The organism is Trinickia sp. Y13 (assembly GCF_029522115.1).
Taxonomy (GTDB): Bacteria; Pseudomonadota; Gammaproteobacteria; order Burkholderiales; family Burkholderiaceae; genus Trinickia.
In genome coordinates, this window is record NZ_JAKWFK010000006.1 from 193,512 (window position 1) to 218,693 (window position 25,182).

General features: G+C 64.3%; 22 protein-coding genes. 5 read left to right on the forward strand and 17 right to left on the reverse strand.

The window, feature by feature from the left end:
• The first annotated feature begins 123 nt into the window (after nucleotides 1-123).
• A complete protein-coding gene (locus MMB74_RS13540) occupies nucleotides 124-1,029 on the forward strand; it encodes a class II glutamine amidotransferase (RefSeq protein ID WP_277429150.1) in 906 nt (301 codons plus the stop codon).
• Nucleotides 1,030-1,058: 29 nt separating this feature from the next.
• Here MMB74_RS13540 and MMB74_RS13545 read toward each other — a convergent pair whose 3' ends face one another.
• The 3 genes from MMB74_RS13545 to MMB74_RS13555 all read right to left on the reverse strand — a co-directional run bounded on the left by MMB74_RS13545 (nucleotide 1,059) and on the right by MMB74_RS13555 (nucleotide 4,531).
• Nucleotides 1,059-1,784: an amino acid ABC transporter ATP-binding protein gene (locus MMB74_RS13545; RefSeq protein WP_277429151.1), complete on the reverse strand. Its 726-nt coding sequence runs from the start codon at nucleotides 1,782-1,784 to the stop codon at nucleotides 1,059-1,061.
• Nucleotides 1,785-2,133: 349 nt separating this feature from the next.
• Nucleotides 2,134-3,438 (reverse strand): Glu/Leu/Phe/Val dehydrogenase, encoded by a 1,305-nt coding sequence (locus tag MMB74_RS13550; protein ID WP_277429152.1) that lies wholly within the window; start codon nucleotides 3,436-3,438, stop codon nucleotides 2,134-2,136.
• 133 nt (nucleotides 3,439-3,571) lie between these two features.
• Nucleotides 3,572-4,531: a LysR family transcriptional regulator gene (locus MMB74_RS13555; RefSeq protein ID WP_277429153.1), complete on the reverse strand. Its 960-nt coding sequence runs from the start codon at nucleotides 4,529-4,531 to the stop codon at nucleotides 3,572-3,574.
• Nucleotides 4,532-5,047: 516 nt separating this feature from the next.
• Here MMB74_RS13555 and MMB74_RS13560 point away from each other — a divergent pair.
• A complete protein-coding gene (locus MMB74_RS13560) occupies nucleotides 5,048-6,457 on the forward strand; it encodes an MFS transporter (RefSeq protein ID WP_277429154.1) in 1,410 nt (469 codons plus the stop codon).
• A gap of 128 nt (nucleotides 6,458-6,585) precedes the next feature.
• The gene (gene purB / locus MMB74_RS13565) at nucleotides 6,586-7,974 is read left to right on the forward strand and encodes an adenylosuccinate lyase (protein WP_277429155.1); all 1,389 of its coding nucleotides are present in this window, start codon (nucleotides 6,586-6,588) and stop codon (nucleotides 7,972-7,974) included.
• Between the two features lie 150 nt (nucleotides 7,975-8,124).
• Here purB and MMB74_RS13570 read toward each other — a convergent pair whose 3' ends face one another.
• From MMB74_RS13570 to edd, 4 genes are all read right to left on the reverse strand, one after another.
• A complete protein-coding gene (locus MMB74_RS13570) occupies nucleotides 8,125-8,619 on the reverse strand; it encodes a gluconokinase (RefSeq protein ID WP_277429156.1) in 495 nt (164 codons plus the stop codon).
• Nucleotides 8,620-8,630: 11 nt separating this feature from the next.
• Entirely contained in the window at nucleotides 8,631-9,998 is a 1,368-nt protein-coding gene (locus tag MMB74_RS13575) for a gluconate:H+ symporter (RefSeq protein ID WP_277429157.1), read from the reverse strand.
• A gap of 268 nt (nucleotides 9,999-10,266) precedes the next feature.
• Entirely contained in the window at nucleotides 10,267-10,902 is a 636-nt protein-coding gene (locus tag MMB74_RS13580) for a bifunctional 4-hydroxy-2-oxoglutarate aldolase/2-dehydro-3-deoxy-phosphogluconate aldolase (RefSeq protein ID WP_277429158.1), read from the reverse strand.
• A gap of 9 nt (nucleotides 10,903-10,911) precedes the next feature.
• Nucleotides 10,912-12,786, reverse strand: coding sequence for a phosphogluconate dehydratase (gene edd, locus MMB74_RS13585; protein ID WP_277429159.1), 1,875 nt, complete (start codon nucleotides 12,784-12,786; stop codon nucleotides 10,912-10,914).
• Between the two features lie 272 nt (nucleotides 12,787-13,058).
• Here edd and MMB74_RS13590 point away from each other — a divergent pair, with 272 nt between their 5' ends.
• Complete coding sequence (locus MMB74_RS13590; RefSeq protein WP_277429160.1) at nucleotides 13,059-13,907, forward strand: SIS domain-containing protein; 849 nt, start codon at nucleotides 13,059-13,061, stop codon at nucleotides 13,905-13,907.
• Nucleotides 13,908-13,918: 11 nt separating this feature from the next.
• On the opposite strand, the gene MMB74_RS13595 is transcribed toward MMB74_RS13590, so the two are convergent.
• The 9 genes from MMB74_RS13595 to bamE all read right to left on the reverse strand — a co-directional run bounded on the left by MMB74_RS13595 (nucleotide 13,919) and on the right by bamE (nucleotide 23,394).
• Nucleotides 13,919-14,335 carry a CopD family protein gene (locus MMB74_RS13595; RefSeq protein ID WP_277429161.1) on the reverse strand — a complete coding sequence of 139 codons (417 nt, stop codon included), beginning with the start codon at nucleotides 14,333-14,335 and terminating at the stop codon, nucleotides 13,919-13,921.
• A gap of 113 nt (nucleotides 14,336-14,448) precedes the next feature.
• A complete protein-coding gene (locus tag MMB74_RS13600; protein ID WP_277429162.1) occupies nucleotides 14,449-15,738 on the reverse strand; it encodes a glutamate-5-semialdehyde dehydrogenase in 1,290 nt (429 codons plus the stop codon).
• Nucleotides 15,739-15,814: 76 nt separating this feature from the next.
• Nucleotides 15,815-16,903, reverse strand: coding sequence for a DNA polymerase III subunit delta (holA, locus tag MMB74_RS13605; protein ID WP_277429163.1), 1,089 nt, complete (start codon nucleotides 16,901-16,903; stop codon nucleotides 15,815-15,817).
• A gap of 19 nt (nucleotides 16,904-16,922) precedes the next feature.
• On the reverse strand, nucleotides 16,923-17,474 hold the full coding sequence (gene lptE / locus MMB74_RS13610; protein WP_277429164.1) for an LPS assembly lipoprotein LptE: 552 nt from the start codon (nucleotides 17,472-17,474) through the stop codon (nucleotides 16,923-16,925).
• A gap of 41 nt (nucleotides 17,475-17,515) precedes the next feature.
• The gene (leuS, locus tag MMB74_RS13615; protein ID WP_277429165.1) at nucleotides 17,516-20,110 is read right to left on the reverse strand and encodes a leucine--tRNA ligase; all 2,595 of its coding nucleotides are present in this window, start codon (nucleotides 20,108-20,110) and stop codon (nucleotides 17,516-17,518) included.
• Nucleotides 20,111-20,277: 167 nt separating this feature from the next.
• Nucleotides 20,278-20,754, reverse strand: a complete 477-nt coding sequence (locus MMB74_RS13620) for a biopolymer transporter ExbD (protein WP_277429166.1) — start codon at nucleotides 20,752-20,754, stop codon at nucleotides 20,278-20,280.
• Nucleotides 20,755-20,789: 35 nt separating this feature from the next.
• On the reverse strand, nucleotides 20,790-21,563 hold the full coding sequence (locus MMB74_RS13625; RefSeq protein WP_277429167.1) for a MotA/TolQ/ExbB proton channel family protein: 774 nt from the start codon (nucleotides 21,561-21,563) through the stop codon (nucleotides 20,790-20,792).
• Nucleotides 21,564-21,637: 74 nt separating this feature from the next.
• Nucleotides 21,638-22,435, reverse strand: a complete 798-nt coding sequence (gene dapB, locus MMB74_RS13630; protein WP_277429168.1) for a 4-hydroxy-tetrahydrodipicolinate reductase — start codon at nucleotides 22,433-22,435, stop codon at nucleotides 21,638-21,640.
• A gap of 203 nt (nucleotides 22,436-22,638) precedes the next feature.
• Nucleotides 22,639-23,394: an outer membrane protein assembly factor BamE gene (gene bamE, locus MMB74_RS13635; protein ID WP_277429259.1), complete on the reverse strand. Its 756-nt coding sequence runs from the start codon at nucleotides 23,392-23,394 to the stop codon at nucleotides 22,639-22,641.
• 162 nt (nucleotides 23,395-23,556) lie between these two features.
• Here bamE and fur point away from each other — a divergent pair, with 162 nt between their 5' ends.
• Nucleotides 23,557-23,985, forward strand: a complete 429-nt coding sequence (gene fur, locus MMB74_RS13640) for a ferric iron uptake transcriptional regulator (protein WP_115537644.1) — start codon at nucleotides 23,557-23,559, stop codon at nucleotides 23,983-23,985.
• Between the two features lie 147 nt (nucleotides 23,986-24,132).
• Here the strand turns inward: fur and gap are convergent, their stop codons facing one another.
• Nucleotides 24,133-25,143, reverse strand: a complete 1,011-nt coding sequence (gene gap / locus MMB74_RS13645; RefSeq protein ID WP_277429169.1) for a type I glyceraldehyde-3-phosphate dehydrogenase — start codon at nucleotides 25,141-25,143, stop codon at nucleotides 24,133-24,135.
• Nucleotides 25,144-25,182 lie beyond the last annotated feature (39 nt).

Below are 25,182 nucleotides of genomic sequence, written 5' to 3' on the forward strand. Positions count from 1 at the left end.
CGGCCTCTCGGGGCCGCCATTTCGCTTTTTTCAGCCGACGGCTCGGTATATGCTTCAAAAAAACATATTGTAGCGGGTTCGGCTTGCGCGCCCGCACGTTCACACGCACCGCTAGCCCGTACCATGTGCCAACTCCTCGGAATGAACTGCGCCGCACCGACGGACGTCACGTTCTCCTTCACGGGCTTCGCCGCACGCGGGGGCATCACCGATCACCATGCCGACGGCTGGGGCATCGCCTTCTTCGAAGACAAAGCCTGCCGCCTGTTCATCGACCATCAATCGTCGGCCACCTCGCCGATCGCCGAGATGGTCAAGCGTTACCCGATCAAATCGAAAAACACGATCGCCCACATCCGCAAGGCGACGCAGGGTCATATCCTGCTCGAGAACTGCCACCCGTTCATGCGCGAATTGTGGGGCCGGCATTGGATCTTCGCCCATAACGGCGATTTGCAGGACTATCGGCCCGAGATCACGGGCGTTTACCAGCCGGTGGGCACGACCGACAGCGAAATTGCGTTTTGTGCGCTGATGCAGGGCTTGCGCCGCGCGTTTCCGGGCGCGCAACCGCCCTTGCAGGAATTGTTCGACGCCGTGACCGCACTCACGCGGGATATCACGAATTACGGCGTGTTCAACTTCTTGATGTCCAATGGGCAGGCGCTGTTCGCGCATTGTTCGACCAATTTGCATTACATCGTCCGACGCTGGCCGTTTTCGACGGCGCATTTGATCGATGCCGATATGTCGATCGATTTCGCGCAATACACCACGCCGGAGGATCGCGTCGCCGTCATCGCGACGCAGCCGCTCACCGACGATGAGATCTGGACTGCATTCGCGCCGGGCGATCTGTTGATGTTCCAAGACGGGGAAGTGGCGGCACGCGCCAACATACCCGTGCCGGCCAGTGTGCTCGAAAAGGCGCGCAACCCATCTTGCGATCCGAGCGCGTCGGCGCCGACGCGCGCGCCGGCTTCCGCATTGGGCGCGGACGCCGACGATATCGCGGCCTTCGAGTCCTGACTGACTCGAGCAAGCTCGCGCCGCCCCCTTTAGTGCAGGATCTTCGCTAGAAATTCTTTCGCTCGATCGGACTTCGGATTGGCGAAGAACGCATCCTTGCGATCGTCTTCCACGATAACGCCGCGATCCATGAAGATCACACGGTGTGCGACTTTCTTGGCGAACCCCATTTCGTGAGTAACGCACATCATCGTCATCCCCTCCCGCGCGAGTTCGACCATCACGTCGAGCACTTCGTTGATCATTTCGGGATCGAGCGCCGAAGTGGGTTCGTCGAACAACATTGCAACCGGATCCATCGACAAGGCGCGCGCGATCGCCACGCGCTGCTGTTGGCCGCCCGAGAGCTGAGCCGGAAACTTGTCTGCCTGCCCTTTCAGTCCGACTCGATCGAGTAGCTTGAGGCCCTTATCGACCGCCTCGTCTTTCGAACGGCCCAGCACCTTGAGCTGCGCGAGCGTGAGATTTTCCATGATCGACAGGTGCGGAAACAACTCGAAGTGCTGGAACACCATGCCGACTTTCGCGCGCAGCTTCGACAAGTTCGTTTGCTTGTCGCCGAGCGATTGGCCATCGACGACGATCTCCCCCTGTTGAAACGGCTCGAGACCGTTGACGGTCTTGATCAATGTCGACTTGCCCGAACCCGACGGCCCGCAGACGACGACCACCTCGCCTTTCGCAACTTCCGTGGTGCAGTCGGAGAGCACCTGAAACGTGCCGTACCACTTCGAAACCTGCTTGATCGAAATCATGCGGTGAATCCTTTTGCAATAACGAACCGGCCGCAGCTCGAACCGGCGAAGCTTTCGCATCATACCCGGCGCGCATGCGGGCGCGCCGGCAATACTACACACCGGCCAAATTGCCTGGTCAACGCGTAAGCGCCAACGCGTGAGGCCATGCCTAAATGCACGGCTCGGTCCGTACCGCCTCCCGGCTCGTTTGCTTGCCCCGTGCACTCAAGCACGCGAGCACGCAGCCGACCGCACCCACGACGAAAAACGGGCGACACCTTGTCGGTGCCGCCCGCCCAGGGGAAGCCGGAAGCGCCGTGAGACGCACCGGCAAGTCAAACCCGTTTCGCTTGTGGCGAAGAGGGAATCAGGGATACAGGCCACGCATTTCGCGCGCCATCAAAATCCGTTTGCATGCGACGATGAACGCCGCCGTGCGCATCGACACCTTGTTGTCGCTCGCCACCTGCCAGACCGCGCCGAACGCTTCGCGCATCACGCGCTCCAGACGCTGGTTGATCTCGTCCTCGGTCCAGAAGAAGCTCGAGAAGTCCTGCACCCACTCGAAGTAGGAGACCGTCACGCCCCCCGCGTTGGCCACCACGTCGGGGATGATCAACACGCCCTTGTCGTGCAGGATATCGTCGGCCGCCGTCGTGGTCGGGCCGTTCGCGCCTTCCACGATGATCTTCGTCTTGATCTTGGCTGCGTTCTTCTCGGTGATCTGGTTTTCGAGCGCGGCCGGGATCAGGATGTCGCTTTCGATCGTCCAGAACTCGTCGTTCGCCAGCGGATCGGCGTCCTTGAAACCGCCCACGCCGCCGGTGTTCGCCACGTGCTGGAGCAGTGCCGTCGCATCGATGCCGCTCGACTTGTAGATCGAGCCCGTGTGATCCTGCACGGCCACGACTTTGGCGCCCGCTTCTTCGAACAAACGTGCGGCGATGCCGCCGACGTTGCCGAAGCCTTGCACGGCGATGCGTGCTCCTTTGATTTCGAGGCCCACGCGGCGCGCCGCTTCCGTGCCGACCACGAATACGCCGCGGCCCGTGGCTTCGCGGCGGCCCAGCGAGCCGCCCAGCGCGATCGGCTTGCCCGTCACGACGCCCGTGGCCGTTTGGCCCTGGTTCATCGAGTACGTGTCCATCATCCACGCCATGATCTGCTCGTTCGTGTTGACGTCAGGCGCGGGAATATCCGTGTTCGGTCCGATGATGATGCCGATCTCGCTCGTGTAGCGGCGCGTCACGCGCTCGAGTTCGCCACGCGAGAGCTTGCGCGGATCGACGCGGATGCCGCCCTTCGCGCCGCCGTACGGTACGTTCACGGCCGCGTTCTTGACCGACATCCATGCCGACAACGCCATCACCTCGGACAGCGTCACGTCCTGGTGGTAACGCACGCCGCCTTTGCCTGGGCCGCGCGAGACATTGTGCTGAACGCGATAGCCCTCGAAATGGGCCACCGTGCCGTCATCGAGTTCGATAGGCACGTCGACGATGAGGATGCGCTTCGGACGCTTGAGTGTTTCGAGCCAACGCGACGACGAACCGAGGTACGGCGCGACGCGATCGACTTGACGCAGATAGTTTCCCCAGGGGCCGAGATCGTCGGCGTGAAGGTACGAGGGGATCGATTGTGCAGACGTCGTGGACTGCAATTGCGAAGACATGGACACTCCAACGGTCACGGAAATTGTGCGCCATTGTGGAAAAAGCGCATTTTGAAATCCAATGCCGTTTGGTCATCCCGTTATGCATTTCTTGCATAACGGGATTTGACAGGCTGTTTTCTCTTATTGCCGGTCATGCCGGCTTAACGCCCAGCGCGTCGGCCACGACTTGCCATAGGCGACGCACGAGTTGCTGGCGCGGATCGTCGCTGTTGCCCGCCAGTTTGTCGCGGTATAGACGGATTTCCATCGTCAACGTGAAGCGATCGGCGGGCAACCCGCGCGAGGCGGTGCGGTCAAGGCGAATCAGATCGCCCGCCGCAACGGCGTCTTCGACGGCGCTGTGCGGCAAGAAGGCAACCCCGTGGCCGGCCAACGCCATGGCTTTGAGCGCCTCCGCCATATCCGTTTCGTAGATGCGATCGAGATAGAGCGGCTCCGGCGCGTTGGCGACGATGACTTCCGTCATGCGCCCGAGGTACGCATTCGGCGTATAGGACAAGTACGGAACGGGCGCATCGGCGGCGCCGGGCAACGCATAGCGAGCGCGGCCCGCGCGCACCGGCGCAGAAAATGCGCTGATCGGCTCGGCGCCGAGCGTGAGCATGTCGTAGCGGCCCGGATCGAGCGCGACCGGTTGACTCGGATGGTGGTAGGCCATCACGAGATCGCAGCCGCCTTCGACGAGCGAGAGCACGGCATCGTGAACGTTGAGCGCGCGCAAGCGGGTATGAACCGGTCCCATCTGCGCTTCGATCCGTTGCAGCCACAGCGGGAAATACGTCAGCGAAAGCGTGTGCGGCACGGCGAATTCGATCGTCGGCGCCGGCGAGCGCACGTGCCCGCGCAGCAGAATGCGCGACTCGTGCATGTGCGAGAGCATCGCGAGCGCCTGCTCGTGGAATACCTCGCCCGCCTGCGTGAGCCGGGTCGGATAGACCGAACGATCGATGAGTTCGGTGCCGAGCCATGCCTCGAGCGCTTGGATGCGGCGCGAGAACGCAGGCTGCGTCACGTGCCGCAGTTCGGCCGAACGGCTGAAGCTGCGCGTCTCAGCGAGCGAAACGAAATCTTCGAGCCATTTGAGTTCCATGCGATTGGGCCGGGCAGCGCCGAGCGTAAAGCGACGTCCGCATTGTACCGGGGGACGTGCCGCGGCCCGCGGCGCGAGCCCTGTAGGCGGCTGGTCACTTCACGCCTCTTCTCGCTGCAAGGGCTCGCAATTCGTACGACGTGTCGCGAATAAAGCCGACGCTGCCGCCATGCCGCGCGGCGCAACGACGCAGATGCGCTCCGCTCGGTTCGTTCCGGTGGCAACGTTGATGCAGCGCACCATCGGCGCGCGCGGGGCACATCGACAGTGCCCGCGGGCGCGACGCAGGTGCGCGAATGCGCACCGCTTGCGATCGTCGGCGACCGAACCGCGGACAGCCCGAGCGAGCCGCGCGAAAGCCGCAACGGCAGACGGCGCTTGGCGCCGCGTCGCGCGGCCCGAGCAGCGGGAGCGCACATGGCATAGGGCTTGCGTTGGCGAGCCGTCGCGCGCCGCAACCGGCGCCGTGGCTCATCGGCCCCAATGTTTCATCCGACTTTCGATACGAGGACGACCATGAAGAACCTGAAACACGCGTTGAGCAGTGGCAATTGGCGCTCGCTCATCGCCTGCTTTCTCTATTTCGACACCGGCTTCACGGTGTGGGTCCTGTACGGACCGCTCGCGCCGTTCATCGGCAAGAGCATCGCCATGACGGCTGCTCAACAGGGCTTTTTGGTCGCCGTGCCGGTCCTCTCCGCCGCAATCTTGCGCGTGGCCCTCGGCAACCTCTATCAGTCGACCGACGGCCGGCGCGTGGCGTTGATGGGCGTGGCGATCTCGGCCTTGCCGGCGATCGTGTTGCCGCTGCTGCCGACTGCGCCCTCGTATACGCTGCTGCTCGTGCTGGGCGTATTCCTCGGCGTCGGCGGCGCGAGCTTCGCCGTTGCCCTGCCGATGGCGGGGAGCAGCTACCCGCCCAAGGTGCAAGGCCTCGTCCTCGGCCTTGCCGCCGCGGGCAATATCGGCGCCGTGCTCGACGGCTTTCTGTTCCCGCACGTAGCCGACGCGTTCGGCTGGCAATACGCCACCGCGGCCGCGCTGCCGCTGCTGGCGATCGCCGGCATCGCGTTGTTCGCCTGGGGCGACGACCGCAGCGAAAAGGCCGGCAGGCCGGGACCGGCGCTCGCGGGCTTCGCGACGATGCTCGCGGGATTGATCGCGCTCGTGCTAGCCGTGCACGCGGGCATGTTCGGCTCGGGTAAGGCAGGCGTGCTGCTGCTGCCCGTGCTCGGCGCCGCGGGCGCCATCGCCTTGTTGCCTGCGCGCTATCGCGCCGTGCTTGCCGAGCGCGACACGTGGGTCATGATGCTCGTCTACAGCATTACCTTTGGCGGCTTCGTCGGGATGTCGTCGTATGTGACGCTGTTGCTGACGACGCTCTACCAAATGCCCAAACTCGAAGCCGGCTTGTTCATGTCGCTGCTCGCGTTTCTGGGCGCCATCGTGCGTCCGATGGGCGGCTATTTGGCAGATCGCATCACCGGCGTGCGCGCGCTGACGGGCCTGCTCGCGGCGATTTCGCTGGCCGATTTCGCGTTTGCGGCCTGGATGCCGCCGCTCGCAGGCGGCATTGCCGTCCTGGTGTGCCTCTACCTCGCCTTCGGCCTCGGCAACGGCGCGACGTTTCAACTCGTCCCCCATCGTTGGAAAGGCAAGACGGGCTTGCTCTCGGGCGTGATTGGCGCGGCCGGCGGCATCGGCGGCTTCTATCTGCCCGTGGTGATGGGCATCGCCAAGGAAAGCACCGGCAGCTATCAAATGGGCTTCGCCACGTTCGGCGCGATCGCGGCCTGCGCATGCGTCGCGATCCTTGCTTTGCGCACACAGTGGCTCGTCTGGGCGAACCCGGCCGGCGCGGCGCCGGAACTCGCGCACGCGGTCAATCCGGCACGCGTCGGACAACCGGCCCCCGCCGGGAAATGATGCGAAGCGGCGGGCGCGCCTCGCGTGCGGGCCCGTCCGGGCGAACTGCCGAAGGCCGATCGCGGCGGTGGTAAAATCGCGGGTTCTCTCCTGCCCCGAACCCGCGCCTTCGAGCGCTACGTCCGATCATGTCCGATACCCGCGCCGAAACGCTGTTTGCCCTCACCGCCCTCTCACCGCTTGACGGGCGTTACGCCGCCAAGACCGAAGCGCTGCGCGATTGGCTTTCCGAAGCCGCGTTCATGCGCCATCGCGTGACCGTAGAAGTGCATTGGCTCATTGCGCTGTCGCAGGCCGGCTTCGCGGAAATGCCGCGCTTCTCCGCCGCCGCCGAACAATTCCTGCTCGATCTCGTCGCGCGCTTTTCGGCGCACGACGCCGCGCGCATCAAGGACATCGAGCGCGTCACGAATCACGACGTCAAAGCGGTCGAATACTGGCTCAAGGAATCCGTGAAGGGCCAGCCCGAGCTCGAGCGAGCAAGCGAGTTCATTCACTTCGCCTGCACCTCGGAAGACATCAACAACACCTCGCACGGTCTGATGCTTGCCGGTGCGCGCGAACACGTCATCCTGCCGGCGCTGCGCTCGGTGCATGGCCGCCTCGTCGCGCTCGCGCACGCGCAGGCCGAGCAGCCGATGCTCTCTCGCACACACGGCCAGCCGGCCAGCCCCACGACGCTCGGCAAGGAAATCGCGAATGTCGCCGCCCGCCTCGCGCGTGCGATCGAGCGCATCGCCAAGGTCGAAATCCTGGGCAAGATGAACGGTGCGGTGGGCAACTACAACGCGCACCTGTCGGCTTACCCGAGCTTCGATTGGGAAGCGTTTTCGCGCAACGTGATCGAGCAACGGCTCAAGCTCACGTTCAACCCGTACACGATCCAGATCGAGCCGCACGATTACATGGCGGAATTGTTCGATGCGATCGCCCGCGCCAACACGATCCTGCTCGATCTCGATCGTGACGTGTGGGGTTACATTTCGCTCGGCTATTTCAAGCAGCGCACCAAAGCCGGCGAGATCGGATCGTCGACGATGCCGCACAAGGTCAACCCGATCGATTTCGAAAACTCGGAAGGCAACCTCGGTCTCGCGAACGCGCTGCTGCGCCATCTGGCGGAAAAGCTGCCCGTCTCGCGCTGGCAACGGGACCTGACCGATTCGACGGTCCTGCGAAACATGGGCGTCGCGCTCGGCTACTCGCTGCTCGCTTACGACGCGCTGATCCGCGGCATCGACAAGCTGGAAGTCAACCCGGCCCGCCTGAACGAAGATCTCGACGCCTGCTGGGAAGTGCTGGCCGAGCCTGTGCAAACGGTCATGCGCCGCTTCGGCATCGAGAACCCGTACGAGCAGTTGAAGGAGCTCACGCGCGGCAAGGGCATCACTCGTGAAGCGCTGCAGCAGTTCATCGCCACCCTCGCGATCCCGGACGATGCGAAGGCGCTGCTTAGCGCCATGACACCCGCGTCGTATACGGGCAAGGCGGCCGAGCTGGCGAAACGGATCGCCTAAAAATCACCGTCTCGATGAAAAAAGCGGGCAGCCGATCGGCTGCCCGCTTTTTTTCTACCGGTTCGAGCGATCGGCCGCACTGCATCGCTGCCGCCACCGCCGGCATCATGACGAGCCCGCCCCTAACGTCGTGCCCACTCGGCTATCGGATCAGAGGCGAGCCACGACCTCATCGACAATCGCGGGCGGCGACAACTCGATCCCGACCGTGATCGCTTCATCTTCGCCCGGTTCCTCGAGCGTGTCGAGTTGGCTTTGCAGCAGCGACGGGTTGAAGAAATGCCGGCCGCGCGTAGCGAGGCGCTCGTGCAGCACGTCGAACGAGCCCTTCAAATAAACGAAGCGCACGACGCCATCGCCCTGCGCGCCGCCGCGCAATACGTCGCGATAGGCGCGCTTGAGCGCCGAGCAGCCGACGATGAGCGACTCGCCCGCACGCACCTTGTCTTCGATCGCGTCGCGAATCGAGGCCAGCCACGGCCAGCGGTCGTCGTCGGTCAGCGCGATGCCTTGCGCCATCTTCTCTTTATTGGCGGCGCTATGGAACACGTCGCCATCCACGAAGCTGCAACCCAGGCGCTCGGCCAACAACTCGCCGATAAGCGTCTTGCCGGCGCCCGAGACGCCCATCACGATCAGGATCATTTTCGTTCCAATTACAAAACCGTGGCCAACGCGAAGGTCAATCCGAGGCCGAGCAGCGAGATGATGGTCTCGCACAACGACCACGTCTTGAAGGTCTGACCCACCGTCATGCCGAAATACTCTTTGATCAGCCAGAAGCCGCCATCGTTCACATGCGAGAAAATCAGCGAACCGGAGCCCGTTGCAAGCACGAGCAACTCGGGCCGCACCTGAATCACGCCAGCCTTGGCGATGGGCGCGACGATGCCGCACGCCGTCGTCATGGCCACCGTGGCCGAACCCGTCGCCAGGCGAATCAGCGCGGCGGCGAACCAACCGAACAGCAGCGGAGAAAGATGCGCCTGAGTGGCCACCGCAACGATCTCACGCGAAATACCGCTGTCGCGCAAGACGCCGCCGAAGCCACCGCCCGCCCCCACGATCAACGTGATGCCGGCGATCGGCGCTAGGCATTCGCCGCAGAACTTTTGGATCTGCTCCCGCGTGAACCCGCGCTGCGAACCGAAGGTCCAGAAGCTGAAGATGACCGCGATCAGGAGCGCCACGTCCGAATTGCCGACGAAACGCAGCAGATCGTTCGCGGTCGACTTCGGCGCGAACACCAGGTCGGCCCAGCTGCCGACGAGCATCAGCAGCACCGGCAGCAAAATCGTGAACAGCGTAATGCCGAACCCCGGCAAATCATGCCGATTCTCGGCCGCATCGTCGGCCGATTCGATGAATTGCGCCGCAAGCGGGTTGTTCTCGGGCAGCTTGACATACCGATGGATGAGCAGGGCGAACAAGGGCCCCGCCACGATCGCGGTAGGAATGCCCACGATAAGGCCGTAGGCGATGGTTTTGCCGATGTCGGCCCCATAGGCTTGCACCGCGAGCAACGCGGCCGGGTGCGGCGGAATCAACCCATGCACGACCGACAGCCCCGCGACCATGGGCAAGCCAATCAGCAACAGCGATTTGCCCGTGCGCTTGGCGACGTTGAAGGCGATTGGAATCAGCAACACGAAGCCGACTTCGAAGAACACCGGCAAACCGACGATGATCGCGACGAACATCATCGCCCAGTGAATGTGCTTCTCACCGAACCAACGAATCAGCGTGGTCGCAATGCGCTCGGCGCCGCCCGATTCGGCCATCATTTTGCCAAGCATCGTGCCCAGGCCCACGACGATCGCGATGTGGCCCAAGGTGCCGCCGTTGCCGGCTTCGAACGATTTGACGATCTGGCCCACCGGCATGCCGGCCGCCAGGCCGAGCAGCAATGAGACGACGATCAGGACCAGGAACGGATAGACCTTGTACCGCGCAATGAGCAGGATGAGCGCCGCGATCGCTATGAGGGCATAAAGCAACAAGAGGCCGCCGTGGACCGATCCCATGAAGAGTCTCCTTTACTTGTTGTGAAACGAGGCAGGTGGACGAATGAAAGCGGCGAGCATCGCTGGCCCCGCCGCCCCGATACGGACGTTGCATTGTAGTCGGCGCCGTGAACTGGCGATAGAACCGGTTCCATTAACAGAAACCCCTATATCTCGCGCCTAAAACGGCACGCATAGGGGCGAATGTCAGGATCGGCAGCAATGGAATACGCCGACCGCGGCTAGGGCTTGCTCGTTGCGAAGCCCGCCCTCGCCGCGGCTCGGCGAATCAGTGCTGGTGCGCTGCCAGTTCCGATGCAGCGCGGGCGAGGCGCGTGACCTCATCCCAGTTTTGCGCAGCCAGGGCGGCCTTCGGCGTAAGCCACGAGCCGCCCACGCAAACGACGTTGGGCAAGGCGAGGAAGCTTGGCGCCGTCTCGGTCGTAATGCCGCCGGTCGGGCAGAACTTGAGCGTCGGGAATGGTCCGTACAACGCCTGCAGCATCGGCATCCCGCCGGCTTGCTGCGCCGGGAAGAACTTCACCGTTTCGTAGCCGAGCTCGAGCGCCAGCAAAATGTCGCTCGGCGTCATGACGCCCGGCAAAAGTGGCAGGCCGGCGTCCTGCGCAGCTTGGTGGATGTCTCGGGTGAGTCCCGGCGAAACCCCAAACTGCGCGCCGGCTTTTTTCGCCTGTGCGCAGTGCTCGGGCTTGGTGATGGTGCCGACGCCGACGACGATGTCCGGCGAGAGGTGCGCCGCGCGCTCGATCGCGCCGATGCCCGCCGGCGTGCGCAGCGTGATCTCGAGCACTTTGACGCCGCCCGCGTGCAATGCGCGCGACACATGTTCGCCCTGCTCGACCGTGTCGAAAGCCAGCACGGGGATGACGGGACCGAGGCGGACGATGTCTTCAACCTTTTTCATGCTGGCTCCTTATTGCTTGCTTGCGTGGACCGGATCGAAACGCTCGGCCGGCTCGTGAACGAGCGGACCGAACACCGAGGCGCCCATCTCGGCCGGCGCGGCAGCCGCCCGGAAGACGCCAAACAGTTCGCGGCCGAAGCCGACTTCGTTTTGCGCTTGATGCTTCGGTTGCTCGACCTCGCGCGCGTCCCATTGCGCCGCATCGAGCTCGAGGTCCAGAATGCCGCGCTCGGCATCGATGACGATCGTGTCGCCGTCGCGCACTTTACCGAGCGGCCCGGCGAGCAGCGCCTCGGGGGACACGTGAATGACGGCCGGGACTTTGCCCGATGCACCCGACATGCGCCCGTCGGTGACGAGCGCGACGTGAAAGCCCTGATCCTGCAGCACGCCGAGCAGCGGCGTCAGGCGGTGCAACTCGGGCATGCCGTTCGCGCGCGCGCCTTGGAACCGTACGACGGCGACGAAATCGCGTTTGAGCTCGCCCTTGTCGAACGCTTCCTGCACGGCCTCCTGCGAATCGAAAACGAGCGCCGGCGCGCGCACGGTGCGATGCTCGGGAGCGACAGCGGAGATTTTGATCACGCCACGTCCGAGCTTGCCCTGCATGAGGCGCAGGCCGCCGTCGGGTTGAAACGGTTCGCCGATCGGCCGCAGCACTTTGGCGTCGCCCGTCTGCTCGGCACCGGCCACCCACGCCAATTGCCCGTCGACGAGCCGGGGCTCTTCCGTATAGGGGCCCAAGCCCTTGCCCATCACGGTCGTGACGTCCTCGTGCAGCAAACCGCCTTCCAATAGGTTGCGGATCAGGAAAGCCATGCCGCCGGCCGCGTGATAATGATTCACGTCGGCCTTGCCGTTCGGATAGATCTTGGCGAGCAGCGGCACCACTTGGGACAGCGCGTCGAAGTCGTTCCAGTCGATGAGAATGCCCGCCGCACGCGCGATCGCGACGAGATGCAGCGTGTGATTGGTCGAGCCGCCGGTGGCGAGCAGCGCAACGATGCCGTTGACGATTGCCTTTTCGTCGATGACCTGGCCGATCGGCGTGTATTGACCGCGCTCGGCAGTCAGATCGAGCACGCGACGCGCCGCCGCCGCCGTCAGGGCGTCGCGCAGCGGCGTATGCGGATGGACGAACGCCGACCCGGGCAGATGCAACCCCATGACTTCCATGAGCATTTGATTGCTGTTCGCGGTGCCGTAGAAGGTGCATGTGCCGTGCCCGTGATAGGCGGCCGATTCGGCCTCGAGCAACGCCTCCCGGCCCACTTGCCCCGTCGCGAACTGCTGCCGGATCTTGGCCTTTTCGTCGTTGGACAAGCCGCTCGTCATCGGTCCGGCGGGCACGAAGATCGTCGGCAGATGCCCGAACTGCAGCGCGCCGATCAAGAGGCCCGGCACGATTTTGTCGCAGATGCCCAGGCAGAGCGCCGCATCGAACATATTGTGCGTGAGCGCGACCGCCGTGCTCATTGCAATCACTTCGCGCGAAAACAGCGAGAGTTCCATGCCCGCGTTGCCTTGCGTGATGCCATCGCACATCGCCGGCACGCCGCCTGCGAATTGGGCGACGCCGCCGTTTTCACGCGCGGCGCGCTTGATGATATCGGGGTAGTCCTTATAAGGCGCGTGCGCCGACAACATTTCGTTGTACGCCGAAACGATGCCGATGTTCGGTTCCCGCACCGCCTTGATCACGAGCTTGTCGTGGCCTTCGAGCCCCGCAAAGCCGTGAGCGAGGTTCGCGCATGACAGTACGCCGCGAGCCGGGAATCGCCCTTGCGCGGCGTCGATTCGCGCAAGATAGGCCGAGCGCGTGGCGCGACTGCGCTCCACGATGCGGCGAGTCACTTCAATCAGCGTGGGATGCGGCGAGGCCATGGTGGAACGCTCCTTCCTATAGGCCGGCGTACGGACGCCGGCGGGTGGCGCGATGCGGCGCAAGCGGCCGCGCAGTTCGATTTGGTCGTGGAGTTTAGTAGAAAAACTACATCACCGCAATGCGGGCGAGACTGGATTGCCATATGCAAAGGCATCAGCACCGAAGGCGCGCTTCGCACGTCGGTAGAAAATTCTCGTAGATTTTCTACATCCATCCGGTCATACTGTCGCCATCGATAGAAAACGATACACCCCATCGAGGCGGTCATCCGATGCTTTCCCGAATCGAAGCCATGCGTGCGCAACTGCGTCCGTCCGAACGCAAGCTGGCCGACTACGTGCTCGACACCCCGCGCGAGGTGCTCGACCTGGCGATGACCGAACTCGCTCAGCGGGTCGGCGTGAGCCAGCCAACCATTGCGCGGTTTTGCCAAGCGCTCGGCTGCGGCGGCTTTCGGGAATTCAAGATCCGGCTAGCGCAAAGTATTGCGCCGGGGCTGCCGTCGGTCTATCGCGACGTGCGCCCCGACGAACCGGCTTCGGGGGTGGTGGCCAAGGTATTCGACCGCACGATCGGCGCGCTCATCGAGGTTCGCAACAGCTTGTCCGCGAGCAGCATTGCCAAGGCGACCGAGTTGCTCGCCGCTGCCTCGCGCATCGAGTTCTATGGCGCGGGCGGCTCGGGCATCGCCGCACAAGACATTCAGCATAAGTTCTTCCGGCTCGGCATACCGAGCGTCGCCTATGCCGATCCGCACACCTATACGATGTCGGCGGCATTGCTCGGCGAGGGGGACGTGGTGGTGACGATCTCGAACACGGGGCGCACGCGCGACATCGTCGAAGCGGCGCGCTCCGCCCGCGCGTGCGGGGCGAAGGTGATCGCCATCACCAACAGCAACTCCCCTCTCGCGCAGATCGCGACCGTGAGTTTGTTCGCGAACGTCACGGAGGAAACGGATATCTTTTCGCCCATGACCTCGCGCGTATCGCATCTGGCGATCGGCGACATCCTTGCGGTTGGCGTTGCGCTCACCCGCGGCCCCGAACTCGTCGACAAACTCGGACGCGCTAAAAAAGCGATTACCCGCCGGCGGATCGAATCGGGGCAAGAGCCATAACGAAAATAGCCTTAGAACGGCTTGACCACGACGAGCGCCACGGCGGCGATCAGGCCCAGCACGGGCAACTCGTTGAAGATGCGGTACCAGCGGTCCGAGCGGCGGTTTTCCCCGCGCTCGAATGCACCCAACACGCGTCCGCAATACAAGTGATACGCAATGAGCAGCGCCACGACGCCCAACTTCGCATGAATCCATCCTTGCCCGCGCCCGATGCCGTAGCCGAGCCACAGCCATAGGCCGAGGGCCAACGCGAACACCGCGATCATCGTCATGAAGCGATAGAGCTTGCGCGCCATGGTGAGCAGCCGCGCGACGGCGGCTGCCTCGCGCTCCATGGCGAGATTGACGAAAATACGCGGCAGATAGAACAGGCCCGCAAACCACGAGGCCACGAATACGATGTGAAACGTCTTGACCCAGAGCATCGTGATAGTGCTTGTCGTTGAATGTTGGGGTTGATACGTCGAGGCGCGAGGGCCGCCGCATCGAAGCTCGCGGACCAATTACAGGGCTTCGCGCGCCGGCCGCCGGACCCGAACTACTGGCGCACTTCGCCGTGCCCAAGCACCACGTACTTGAGCGAGGTCAGCCCCTCCAGGCCCACCGGGCCGCGCGCGTGGAGCTTGTCGTTCGAGATGCCGATTTCCGCGCCGAGCCCGAACTCGAAGCCGTCGGCAAAACGCGTCGAGGCGTTCACCATCACACTCGCCGAATCCACTTCGCGCAAGAAACGCATGGCGCGGTCGTGATCTTCGGTGACGATCGCATCGGTGTGCGCCGAGCCGTAGGTATTGATGTGATCGATCGCGGCGTCCATGCCGTCGACGACTTTGATCGCGAGCACCGGTGCGAGGTATTCCGTGCGCCAGTCTTGCTCGGTCGCATCGACGAGTTCAAGCGGCGGTGCATCGCTGTCCCACGGCGCGGCCTCGAGTACGGCGCGAGCGGCGGCGTCCACACGCAACTGAACGCCCTTGTCCCGATAGACGCGCGCAAGCGGCGGCAGCACGGCACGCGCGACACCGCGCGCAACGAGCAGCGTCTCCATCGTGTTGCACGTGCCGTAGCGATGGGTCTTGGCGTTGTCGCAGACAGCGAGCGCCTTGCACAGGTCCGCGCGATCGTCCACGTAGACGTGGCAGATCCCATCCAGATGCTTGATCATCGGCACCCGCGCTTCTTCGATGAGCCGCGCGATCAGACTCTTGCCCCCACGCGGTACGATCACGTCGACGTACTCGGTCATCGTAATGAGCTTGCCGACGGCGGCGCGGTCGGCGGTCTCGACAACTTGCACGGCATCGCTCGGCAAACCGGCTGCCGCCAATCCTTCGGCGATCAGCTTCGCCAAGGCCGTGTTCGATGCGAGCGCCTCGGAACCGCCGCGCAAGATCGCGGCATTGCCCGCTTTCAGGCAGAGCGCCGCCGCATCGATCGTCACGTTCGGCCGCGATTCGTAGATGATGCCGATCACCCCCAGCGGCACGCGCATTTGACCGACCTGGATGCCGCTCGGACGGTATTTGAGGTTGTCGATTTCGCCAATCGGATCGGGTAGCGCAGCGACTTGGCGCAGGCCTTCGATCATCGTGCGCAGCGCCTTGTCCGACAAGGTCAAGCGATCGACAAAGGCCGCGTCCATGCCCTTTTCGCGCGCCTTGGCGACATCGCGCGCATTCGCTTCTTGGAGCGAGGCTTGCTCGCGCTCGATCGCGCGCGCAATCGCTTCCAAAGCATCGTTCTTGGCCGCGGTGGAGGCGCGCGCCATCGCACGCGAGGCGGCCCGCGCGCGGCGGCCGATGCCGGTCATGTACTCGTCGATTTCCATCGTGATTCTCGTTTCTCGCGCCAGCAGCGCGGTGTCTCGGATTGGCGGCGCGTTGGCCGTCGCATCGATTGTAGCGTCAGGCGCCGATTGCGCGTGCGGCGTCGCGCTTGGCCGGCGCCGCCACGAGCGCGGCAAGCTCGAACAGGCCGTCCCACGGGTCCGGCGGCAGCGCCGGGCGCCGCCGAGTGGCCGGCGGCGCGCCCGTCAGGCCCTTCACCTGCCGGTCGAGCGCCGCGGCGAGGGCTAGGCCTTCTTCGAGCAGCGATTCCGTCACCCGGGAAAGCGCGGGGCCGACGAGCCGCTCGCGCGGCCCCCACACCCGGTTCTCGCGCAACAGCATGGCGAGCGGCTTGCCCGCCGCCGCGCCGCGTTTGATCTTGAGCAGCGTGCGTACTTCTTCCGTAAGCGCCCACAGCACTAGCACGGCAGCCTCGCCCTCGCCTTTGAGCCCGTCGAGCATACGCGCCAGCCTGCCGACGTCGCCGGCCAGCATCGCCTCGTTCAGCTTGAAGACGTCGTAGCGCGCCACATTGAGCACGGCGTCATGCACTTGCTCGAACGTCAGCGCGCCTTGCGGATAGAGCAAGCCGAGCTTTTGGATCTCTTGGTGGGCGGCCAGCAAATTGCCTTCGACGCGCTCGGCGATGAACTGCAGCGCACGCCGGCCCTCTTCCCCGGGCGCGACGCGCTGGCCTTGCTGCATCAACCGTTGCGCGACCCAATTGGGCAATTGCCCACGCTCGACCGGATCGATCCGCAACGACACGCCGCCATCGGCAAGCGCCGTGAACCAAGCCGACTTTTGCGTAGCGGCGTCGAGCCGGGGCAGCGTGACGAGCACCAGGACGTCGGGATTGCCGGTGGCCGCGAGCGCTTTCAATGCGTCCGCCCCCTCCTTGCCTGGCTTGCCGGAGGGAATCCGCAACTCGATCAATTGGCGATCGCCGAACAACGACATCGATTGCGTCGCACCGAGCAACGAACTCCAGTCGAAGCTGCGCTCGACCGTGAACACGTTGCGTTCGGTGAATCCCGCCGCGCGCGCTGCCGCGCGAACGCGGTCGCACGCCTCCTGCGCGAGCAAGTGCTCGTCGCCGAAGACGACGTACAGACTGGCGAGGCCCTTCGCCAGATGCGTGTCGAGCGCGTCGAGTCGCAGTTGCATGAGCGTCGAGCGTGCCCGATCAGAGCGGAGGCGGCGGCAACGGCGCGCGCGGGGCAACCGCCGGCGGCTGCTGCCCGGCCGCGGGGTGCAGCGAACGCACGACTGCGAGGCGGCGCGTCAACTGATCGACGGCGTCGTTTTGCATATCCTGATAGAGCAGTTCCGCTTCTTGGGCTTTCGCCTGTGAGTACTGAACGCTATAAGTCATCGCCCGATTGAGCGCGATCGCACTCGACGGGATCAATACGGCGCCGTCCGTCCCGGTCAGCGTATAAGCCAGCGTGTAATTGAGCTGATATTCCGCCGCCACGCCCAGCGAATTGAGCGTCAGCACGCCTTGCCCGCGGCCTTCGCTCAGGCTCAGCACCGCGTCGGCGTCGCGGGGCGACTTGACGACTATCGTATCGCTGCCGCCTTCGATCATCCGCGTCAAACGCGCAGCGACGATCGGCGGCGCGCCGACGATCGCCAGCCGCTTGAACGCATAATTCTCCTGCCCTCGCAGTTGGAAGCCGCAAGCGGCGAGCATCATCGTGCCGCACATGAGCGCGAGAAACGATCGGCGAATCACATTGGCTCCTTGGAGTCTATTGGGCGCGCGGCGGCGGGCCGTCAAACGACGACGTTCACGAGACGGCCAGGTACGACGATGATCTTCTTGGCGCTCTTGCCTTCGCTGAAGCGCGCGAACATCTCATGCGCGAGCGCAGCCGCTTCGATGGCCTCGCGCGGCGCGTCCTTGGCGACCGTCAGCGCGCCGCGAACCTTGCCGTTCACTTGCAGCACGAGCTCGATCTCGGCTTGTTCGAGCGCCTTCTCGTCGACCTTCGGCCAAGGCGCATCGAGCAACGAGCCGAATTCATCGACGAAGCCGAGCGTCTGCCAGAGCGCGTGCGTCGCATGCGGCACGACCGGATACAGCACGCGCAGCAGCACGCCGTAGCATTCGCGCAGCACGCTAGGCCGCGCGAGCTTGGCGTTTTCGAGCGCGTTGAGCATCTTCATCGCCGCCGACACGACCGTGTTGTATTGCAAACGCTGATAGTCGAAATCGGCCTGCTTGAGCACGCTGTAGATTTCCCGGCGCAGCGTCTTGTCGACTTCGGCCAACTGCGCGGGATCGAACGTCTCGCGCGCGACGAGTTCGGCCTGATTGGCATGACCGAACGCCCAGACGCGGCGCAGGAAGCGGCTCGCGCCTTCGACGCCCGACCCCGACCATTCGAGCTGCTGCTCGGGCGGCGCGGCAAACATCGTGAACAGGCGCGCCGTATCGGCGCCGTATTGATCGATCAGCAATTGCGGATCGACGCCATTATTCTTGGACTTGGACATCTTCTCGACGCCGCCCAGCACCACAGGCTGCCCGTCCGAATGGTGCGTCGCGCCCACGGGGCGGCCCTTGTCGTCGTGCTCGACGGTGACGTCGGCCGGGTTGTACCAAGTCTTCTTGCCGGACGCATCCTCGCGATAGAAGGTTTCGTTGAGCACCATGCCCTGCGTGAGCAGGTTCTTGGCCGGCTCGCCGAACTTCACGAGGCCCATGTCGCGCATCACCTTGGTCCAGAAGCGCGAGTAGAGCAGGTGCAAAATCGCGTGCTCGATGCCGCCGATGTATTGGTCCATCGGCATCCAGTAGTCGGTGCGCGCATCGACCATCGTCTCGGCGTCCGGGCACGTATAGCGCGAGAAATACCAGGCCGAATCGACGAACGTATCCATCGTGTCGGTTTCGCGCTTGGCCGGCGCACCGCACTTGGGGCAGGTGCAGTCGACGAACGCCGCCGACTTCGCGAGCGGGTTGCCCGCGCCGTCCGGCACGAGGTCCTCCGGCAAGACGACGGGCAGGTCCTTCTCGGGGACCGGCACATCGCCGCACGCGCCGCAGTGAATGATCGGGATCGGCGTGCCCCAATAGCGCTGGCGCGAGATGCCCCAATCGCGCAGCCGCCAGGTGACCTGCTTATCGCCGAGACCGAGCGCCTTCAGATCGGCCGCGACGGCGTCGACCGCCTGCTCGTAGCCCATTGCGTCGTAGCGCCCGCTATCGACGCAGACGCCGCCTTCTTTATCGCCGTACCAAGCCTGCCAGGCGTCGAGCGAATAATCGCACCCGGCTTTCGCGATCACTTGCTTGATTGGCAAACCGTATTTCTTCGCGAACGCGAAATCGCGCTCGTCGTGCGCGGGCACGCCCATGACGGCGCCCTCGCCGTAGCTCATCAGCACGTAGTTGCCGATCCACACTTCGACGCGCGCCTGCGTGAGCGGATGCGTCACGTAAAAGCCCGTGGGCATGCCCTTCTTTTCCATCGTCGCCATCTCGGCCTCGGCCACGCCGCCATGCCGGCATTCGTCGATGAACGCTTGCAACTCGGGCTTGCCTTGCGCCAAGCGTGCGGCGAGCGGATGCTCGGCCGCGATCGCGCAAAACGTCACGCCCATGATCGTGTCGGCGCGCGTGGTGAACACGCGCAACAGCTTGCTTTCGCCGTCGAGCTCGTACGGGAAGCCAAAGTTCACGCCGAAGCTCTTGCCGATCCAGTTTTGCTGCATCACCTTCACGCGCTCGGGCCAGCCCAGGCCCTCGAGATCGCTCAGAAGCTCGTCCGCGTACTGCGTGATGCGCATGTAGTACATCGGGATTTCGCGCTTCTCGACGAGCGCGCCCGAACGCCAGCCGCGCCCGTCGATCACTTGCTCGTTGGCGAGCACCGTCTGATCGACCGGGTCCCAATTGACCGTGCCCGTCTTCTTGTAGACGATGCCTTTCTCGAGCATCTTGAGGAACAACCACTGGTTCCACTTGTAGTACTTCGGATCGCACGTGGCGACCTCGCGCGACCAGTCGATGGCAAGCCCCATCGACTGCATCTGCCGCTTCATGTAAGCGATGTTCTCGTAGGTCCACTTCGCCGGCGGCACGCCGTTGGCCATCGCCGCATTTTCGGCCGGCATGCCGAACGCGTCCCAGCCCATGGGCATCAGCACGTTGTAGCCGTTCATCCGCAGATAGCGGTACATCACGTCGTTGATCGTATAGTTGCGCACGTGCCCCATGTGCAGCTTGCCCGACGGATACGGCAGCATCGAGACGCAATAGAACTTTGGCTTACCGGCCACTTCGGCCGTGCGGTAAGCGTTCGATGCGCGCCAGTCTGCCTGGGCGGCGGCTTCGATGTCGGCGGGTAAGTATTTTTCTTGCATGGCGGTGGTTCGGGCTTGGCTGTCGTGGCGCCTTGGCAAACACGCGGCGCGGCGATACGTGAAGATGCGTTTCCCCGGAAATGGGGAAAAGGTCGATTATACCGCCCGCGGATGCATCCACGGCGGGTCTGACGCGCCAATGATCGGCGCGGTGAAGCGGCGGGCCGTCAGCGCGCGCCGGGTTGGAGCGGCGAAGCCGGCGCCGCGGCGGCGCCTGGCGCGACGCTCGCGCGGGGCGGATCGGTGACAAAACCGATTCGAGCGATGCCTGCCTGCTGCGCCGCGCCCATGACTTGCGCGATGACTTCGTAGCGCGTGGCTTGCGATGCGCGCAAATGCAGTTCGGGCGGCTCGCCGGCTTTGCCGGCCCGGGCGAGATCGGCACGCACGGCATCGAGCGTGATCGGGCGGCCGTCCCAGTAGAGCCGGCCCGCGTCGTCGATCGATAGCGTGATCGTTTTCGGCGTTTCGGGCGCCGGGCCCGCTGCGACTTTGGGCAGATCGAGCCGAATCGCGTGCGTGAATAGCGGTGCGGTGATGATGAAAATGACGAGCAAGACGAGCATGACGTCGATGAGCGGCGTCATGTTGATGTCGGCCATCGGCGCAGCCGAACGCTCTTTGTCGAATCCGCCGAATGCCATGCTCGCCGCCTCCTTCGAAAACGTTCGTGCGCTCGCTACGCGCGCGTTGCGCGCGAGGCATCTTCGGCTTGCACCGCGTGGACGGCGCTCGTCGGCTCGGCGGCGCCACGCCCCACCGCGGCGTCGTGGGCCGCGGAGCGTTCGGCAAGCTCCGGCGCGCAGACATAAGCATGCAAATCGTGCGCGAAACCGTCCAACTCCTCTGACAACTGCCGCTGCATCCGGCCCAGCACGTTGTACGCCAACACGGCGGGAATGGCGACCACGAGACCGAACGCCGTCATGATCAGCGCCTCGCCGACAGGGCCCGCGACGTTCTCGATCATCGCTTGCCCGCTCGCGGCGATGCTGCCGAGCGCATGGTAAATGCCCCACACGGTGCCGAGCAGACCGACGAACGGCGCGGTGCTGCCGACCGATGCCAGCAGGACCTGGCCGAACTCGAGGCGGCGCTGCGATGCAAGCAACGCCTCGCGCAGTGCGCGCATCACGCGCTCGCTACGCTCGACGCGAGCGAGCATGGCGGACGGCGCGTGCACCTCGGAGACAGCGAGCGCCGCCTGAGCCAACGGCGCGAAGACGCGCTCGCGATCGGCGCCGCGCAAGGCGAGCACGCCCTCGGAGAGCGTCGCCGACTGCCAGAACAGTGCGATCGCACGCGGGCCCTGGCGCTTCGCTCGCACGAGCATCCAGCCTTTGACGAGCAGGAAGCACCAACTCGCGATCGACATGGCCAGCAATAAATACGCGACGCCGTGAGTGAGCGCGTCGCCCGCTTGCAGGTAGTGAACGATGCCGTTGTTTTGCATACGAACGGAAGTGCCTGGAGAGCCGAAGCGAGAACGAAACGAGGACGAGGACGAATGCGCGTCGATGCCGCCGATCAGCGCAGCCCGAGCACGTCCTGCATGTCGTAGAGGCCGGCGCCGCGGTCGGCAAGAAAGCGAGCGGCGCGTAGCGCGCCCTGCGCATAGGAGACGCGGCTCGCCGATTTGTGCGTGATTTCGATGCGTTCGCCGATGCCGGCGAACAGCACCGTATGATCGCCGACGATGTCGCCGCCGCGAATGGCCGAAAAGCCGATCGTCGACGGGTCGCGCTCGCCCGTCACGCCCTGGCGGCCGTAGACCGCGCACGTTTTCAAGTCTCGTCCGAGCGCGCCGGCGATCGCCTCGCCCATCGCGAGCGCGGTGCCCGAGGGCGCGTCGACTTTATGGCGATGATGCGCCTCGATGATTTCGATGTCGTAGCCGGTGGCGAAGTGGCGGGCGGCGAATTCGAGCAGCTTGAGCGTGACGTTCACGCCGACGCTCATATTCGCGGCGAAGACGATGCCGATCTTCTCTGCGGCCGAGCGCACCGCTTGCCGCTCCTCCTCGCTCATGCCCGTCGTGCCGATCACGAGTTTCTTGCCGTGCCGCACCGCGGCATCGACATAGGCCATCGTGCCTTCGGGCCGCGTGAAGTCGATCAGGCAGTCGGCTTGAGCAAACACCCGCTCGACATCGTCGGTCAGCGTCACGCCCGTGCGCTGACCGAGAAACGCGCCGGCATCCTCGCCCAACTGGGGCGAGCCCGGGCGATCGAGCGCGGCGGCGAGCGTCGCATCGGGGTCGTTCAGAACGGCTTCGATCAGCATCCGGCCCATTCGGCCCGATGCGCCGGCGATGGCGATCTTCATCGGCAACATGCATCCCTCTTCGGTTGGCGGGCCGGCCTTGGCTGGGCCGGCCGGCAGCGCCGTGAAAGGCGCCGCAAGAAAACGAAAAGCGGGCGGCGCGCCTCGCGCACGACCCGCATTCAGCTAGAACGCTGTGCCCCGCTGCCTTTCTGGTACGAGGCCCGGAGCGACGGGCGGTCGATCGCCCGCCTGGGTGCGCCCCGCTACGACGACGCCGGCGACTTGCCCGCGCCGGTGCTGCTCGAGGGCGAGCCGGTCGGGCCGACTGGATTGCTTTGATCGGGCGAGGCGGGCTGCGGCTCGCGATGGAATTGGAACTGCGGCGTCGCGCTCGGCAATGTGTGCGGCGAGGGCGTGCCGGAGCGCACGCTCTGCTTGGCGGGTGTGGCAGGCACTTGGTTCGTGGCCCGATTCGCCGCCTGCGCCGCCTGCGCATTGGCCGCCTGCGCCTCTTCGCTGGCGCCCGCGGCGGCAGTCACGCCGCTGGCCGGCGCGACTGCCGCCGCCGCTTGCGCTGACGACGCAGCAGAAGCCGCCGCCACGCTGGCCGCCTTCGCTTTCTTGCCGCGCTTGTCGCCGTCGATATCGGCAAGCAGTTCCAGTTCCGACGGCAGATCGTCTCCGCCCGTCCAATTCACGACATGGTCGCCGTTGAAATTGACGATGAAATCGCGCTGCTGCACGATGGCCGTGGAGCCGCGCTTGAAGTAGAAGACGTAGTCCCAGCGATCGTTATGGAACATGTCGGTCAACAGCGGCGTACCGAGCGCCGCTTTCACTTCGTCGCGCGACATGCCCACGCGCATCTTCGAGGCGGCTTCCTTCGACACGAAGTTGCCCTGCACGATGGTGATGCGATACGGCGTAATGCTCTGAGCGACGCGCTGCGTGAGGCTGTCGTAGGTCGAACATCCCGCAACGAGCGCACCCATCGAGGCAGCGATCAACAGGTTGCGCACGTGGCTCCCCCCGCGCTTCATAAGAAAATTTGGACTCATTTCACCCACCGTGCGGGCTCCGTTTCGCGTATCGTCGGGCCGCGCGAGTTTCACGAAGATGACCGAAACAGCAAAAACCCATTACTATTCGAATCGTGCATTGTACTCTAGGGATGCCTAGCCATGACCAATCCGACCGATCTCAAAAACATCGGGCTCAAGGCGACCCTACCGCGCCTCAAGATCCTCGAAATTTTTCAGCGCAGCGCCGTCCGGCATCTGACTGCCGAAGACGTCTACCGGAACCTGCTCACCGAAGAACTCGACATCGGCCTTGCCACCGTTTATCGCGTGTTGACGCAGTTCGAGCAGGCAGGCTTGCTCTCGCGCAGCAATTTCGAATCGGGCAAGGCCGTGTTCGAGCTCAACGAGGGCTCTCATCATGACCATCTGGTGTGCATCGACTGCGGGCGCGTAGAAGAATTCTTCGACCCTGAAATCGAAAAGCGCCAGCAAAAGATCGCCGAGGAACGCGGCTTCAAGCTGCAGGAGCACGCGCTCGCGCTATACGGTGTCTGCACGAAGGAAGCCTGCCCGCACCGCAAGCACTGACGTTCACCGCTAGCGCCCTGTCCCGCACGCCGGGCTTCGCGCACGCCTGGCCGTCCAAGTAAAAAGAGCCGCCCGTTGGGTCCGTCGATACCCCGGGGCGGCTCTTTCGTTCGGCAGCGAATCGCGCGTTGCCTGTTCGGTGCTTGCTTACTTGGCCGTCGCGAGCGCGATTGCCGTATCGAGCATGCGGTTCGAGAAACCCCACTCGTTGTCGTACCAGCTCGACACCTTCACGAGCCGGCCGGCAACCTTGGTCAACGTCGCATCGAACGTGGACGAGGCCGGGTTGTGGTTGAAGTCGATCGATACGAGCGGCGCCGTGTTGTAGCCGAGGATGCCCTTGAGCGAACCTTCGGCGGCTTCCTTCATGATCGCGTTCACTTCTTCGACCGTCGTGTCGCGCTTGGCGATGAACGAGAGGTCGACGATCGAAACGTTGATGGTCGGGACGCGGATGGCATAGCCATCGAGCTTGCCGGCCAACTCGGGCAGCACGAGACCGATGGCGGCGGCGGCGCCCGTCTTCGTCGGGATTTGGCTATGCGTGGCCGAGCGCGCGCGACGCAGATCTTCGTGGTACACGTCCGTCAGCACTTGGTCGTTCGTGTACGCATGCACCGTCGTCATCAGGCCCGTTTCCAGACCGATCTTGTCGTTGAGCGGCTTGACGAGCGGCGCGAGGCAGTTCGTCGTGCAAGACGCGTTCGAGATGACCGTATGCGCGGCCTTCAACTGGTCGTGGTTCACGCCATAGACGATCGTCGCGTCGACATCCTTGCCGCCCGGCGCCGAGATCAGCACCTTCTTCGCGCCGCCGGCCAAGTGCGCGCTCGCCTTTTCCTTCGACGTGAAGAAGCCCGTGCATTCCATCACCACGTCGACGCCCAACTCGCCCCACGGCAGTTCGGCCGGATTGCGGTTCGCCAGCACGCGAATCTTGTCGCCGTTGACGATCATGTTCTCGCCTTCCACCGCCACGTCGCCCGGGAACGTGCCATGGGCCGTGTCGTACTTGGTCAGGTGGGCGTTCGTCTTCGCATCGCCGAGATCGTTGATCGCGACGATCTGCAGATCGTGCTTCTTGCCGTTCTCGTAGAACGCACGCAGCGTGTTGCGGCCAATCCGGCCATATCCATTGATTGCAACGCGTACCGTCATGTTGGTTCTCCTGATATTTGGGCTGAAAAAAGCTGTCTT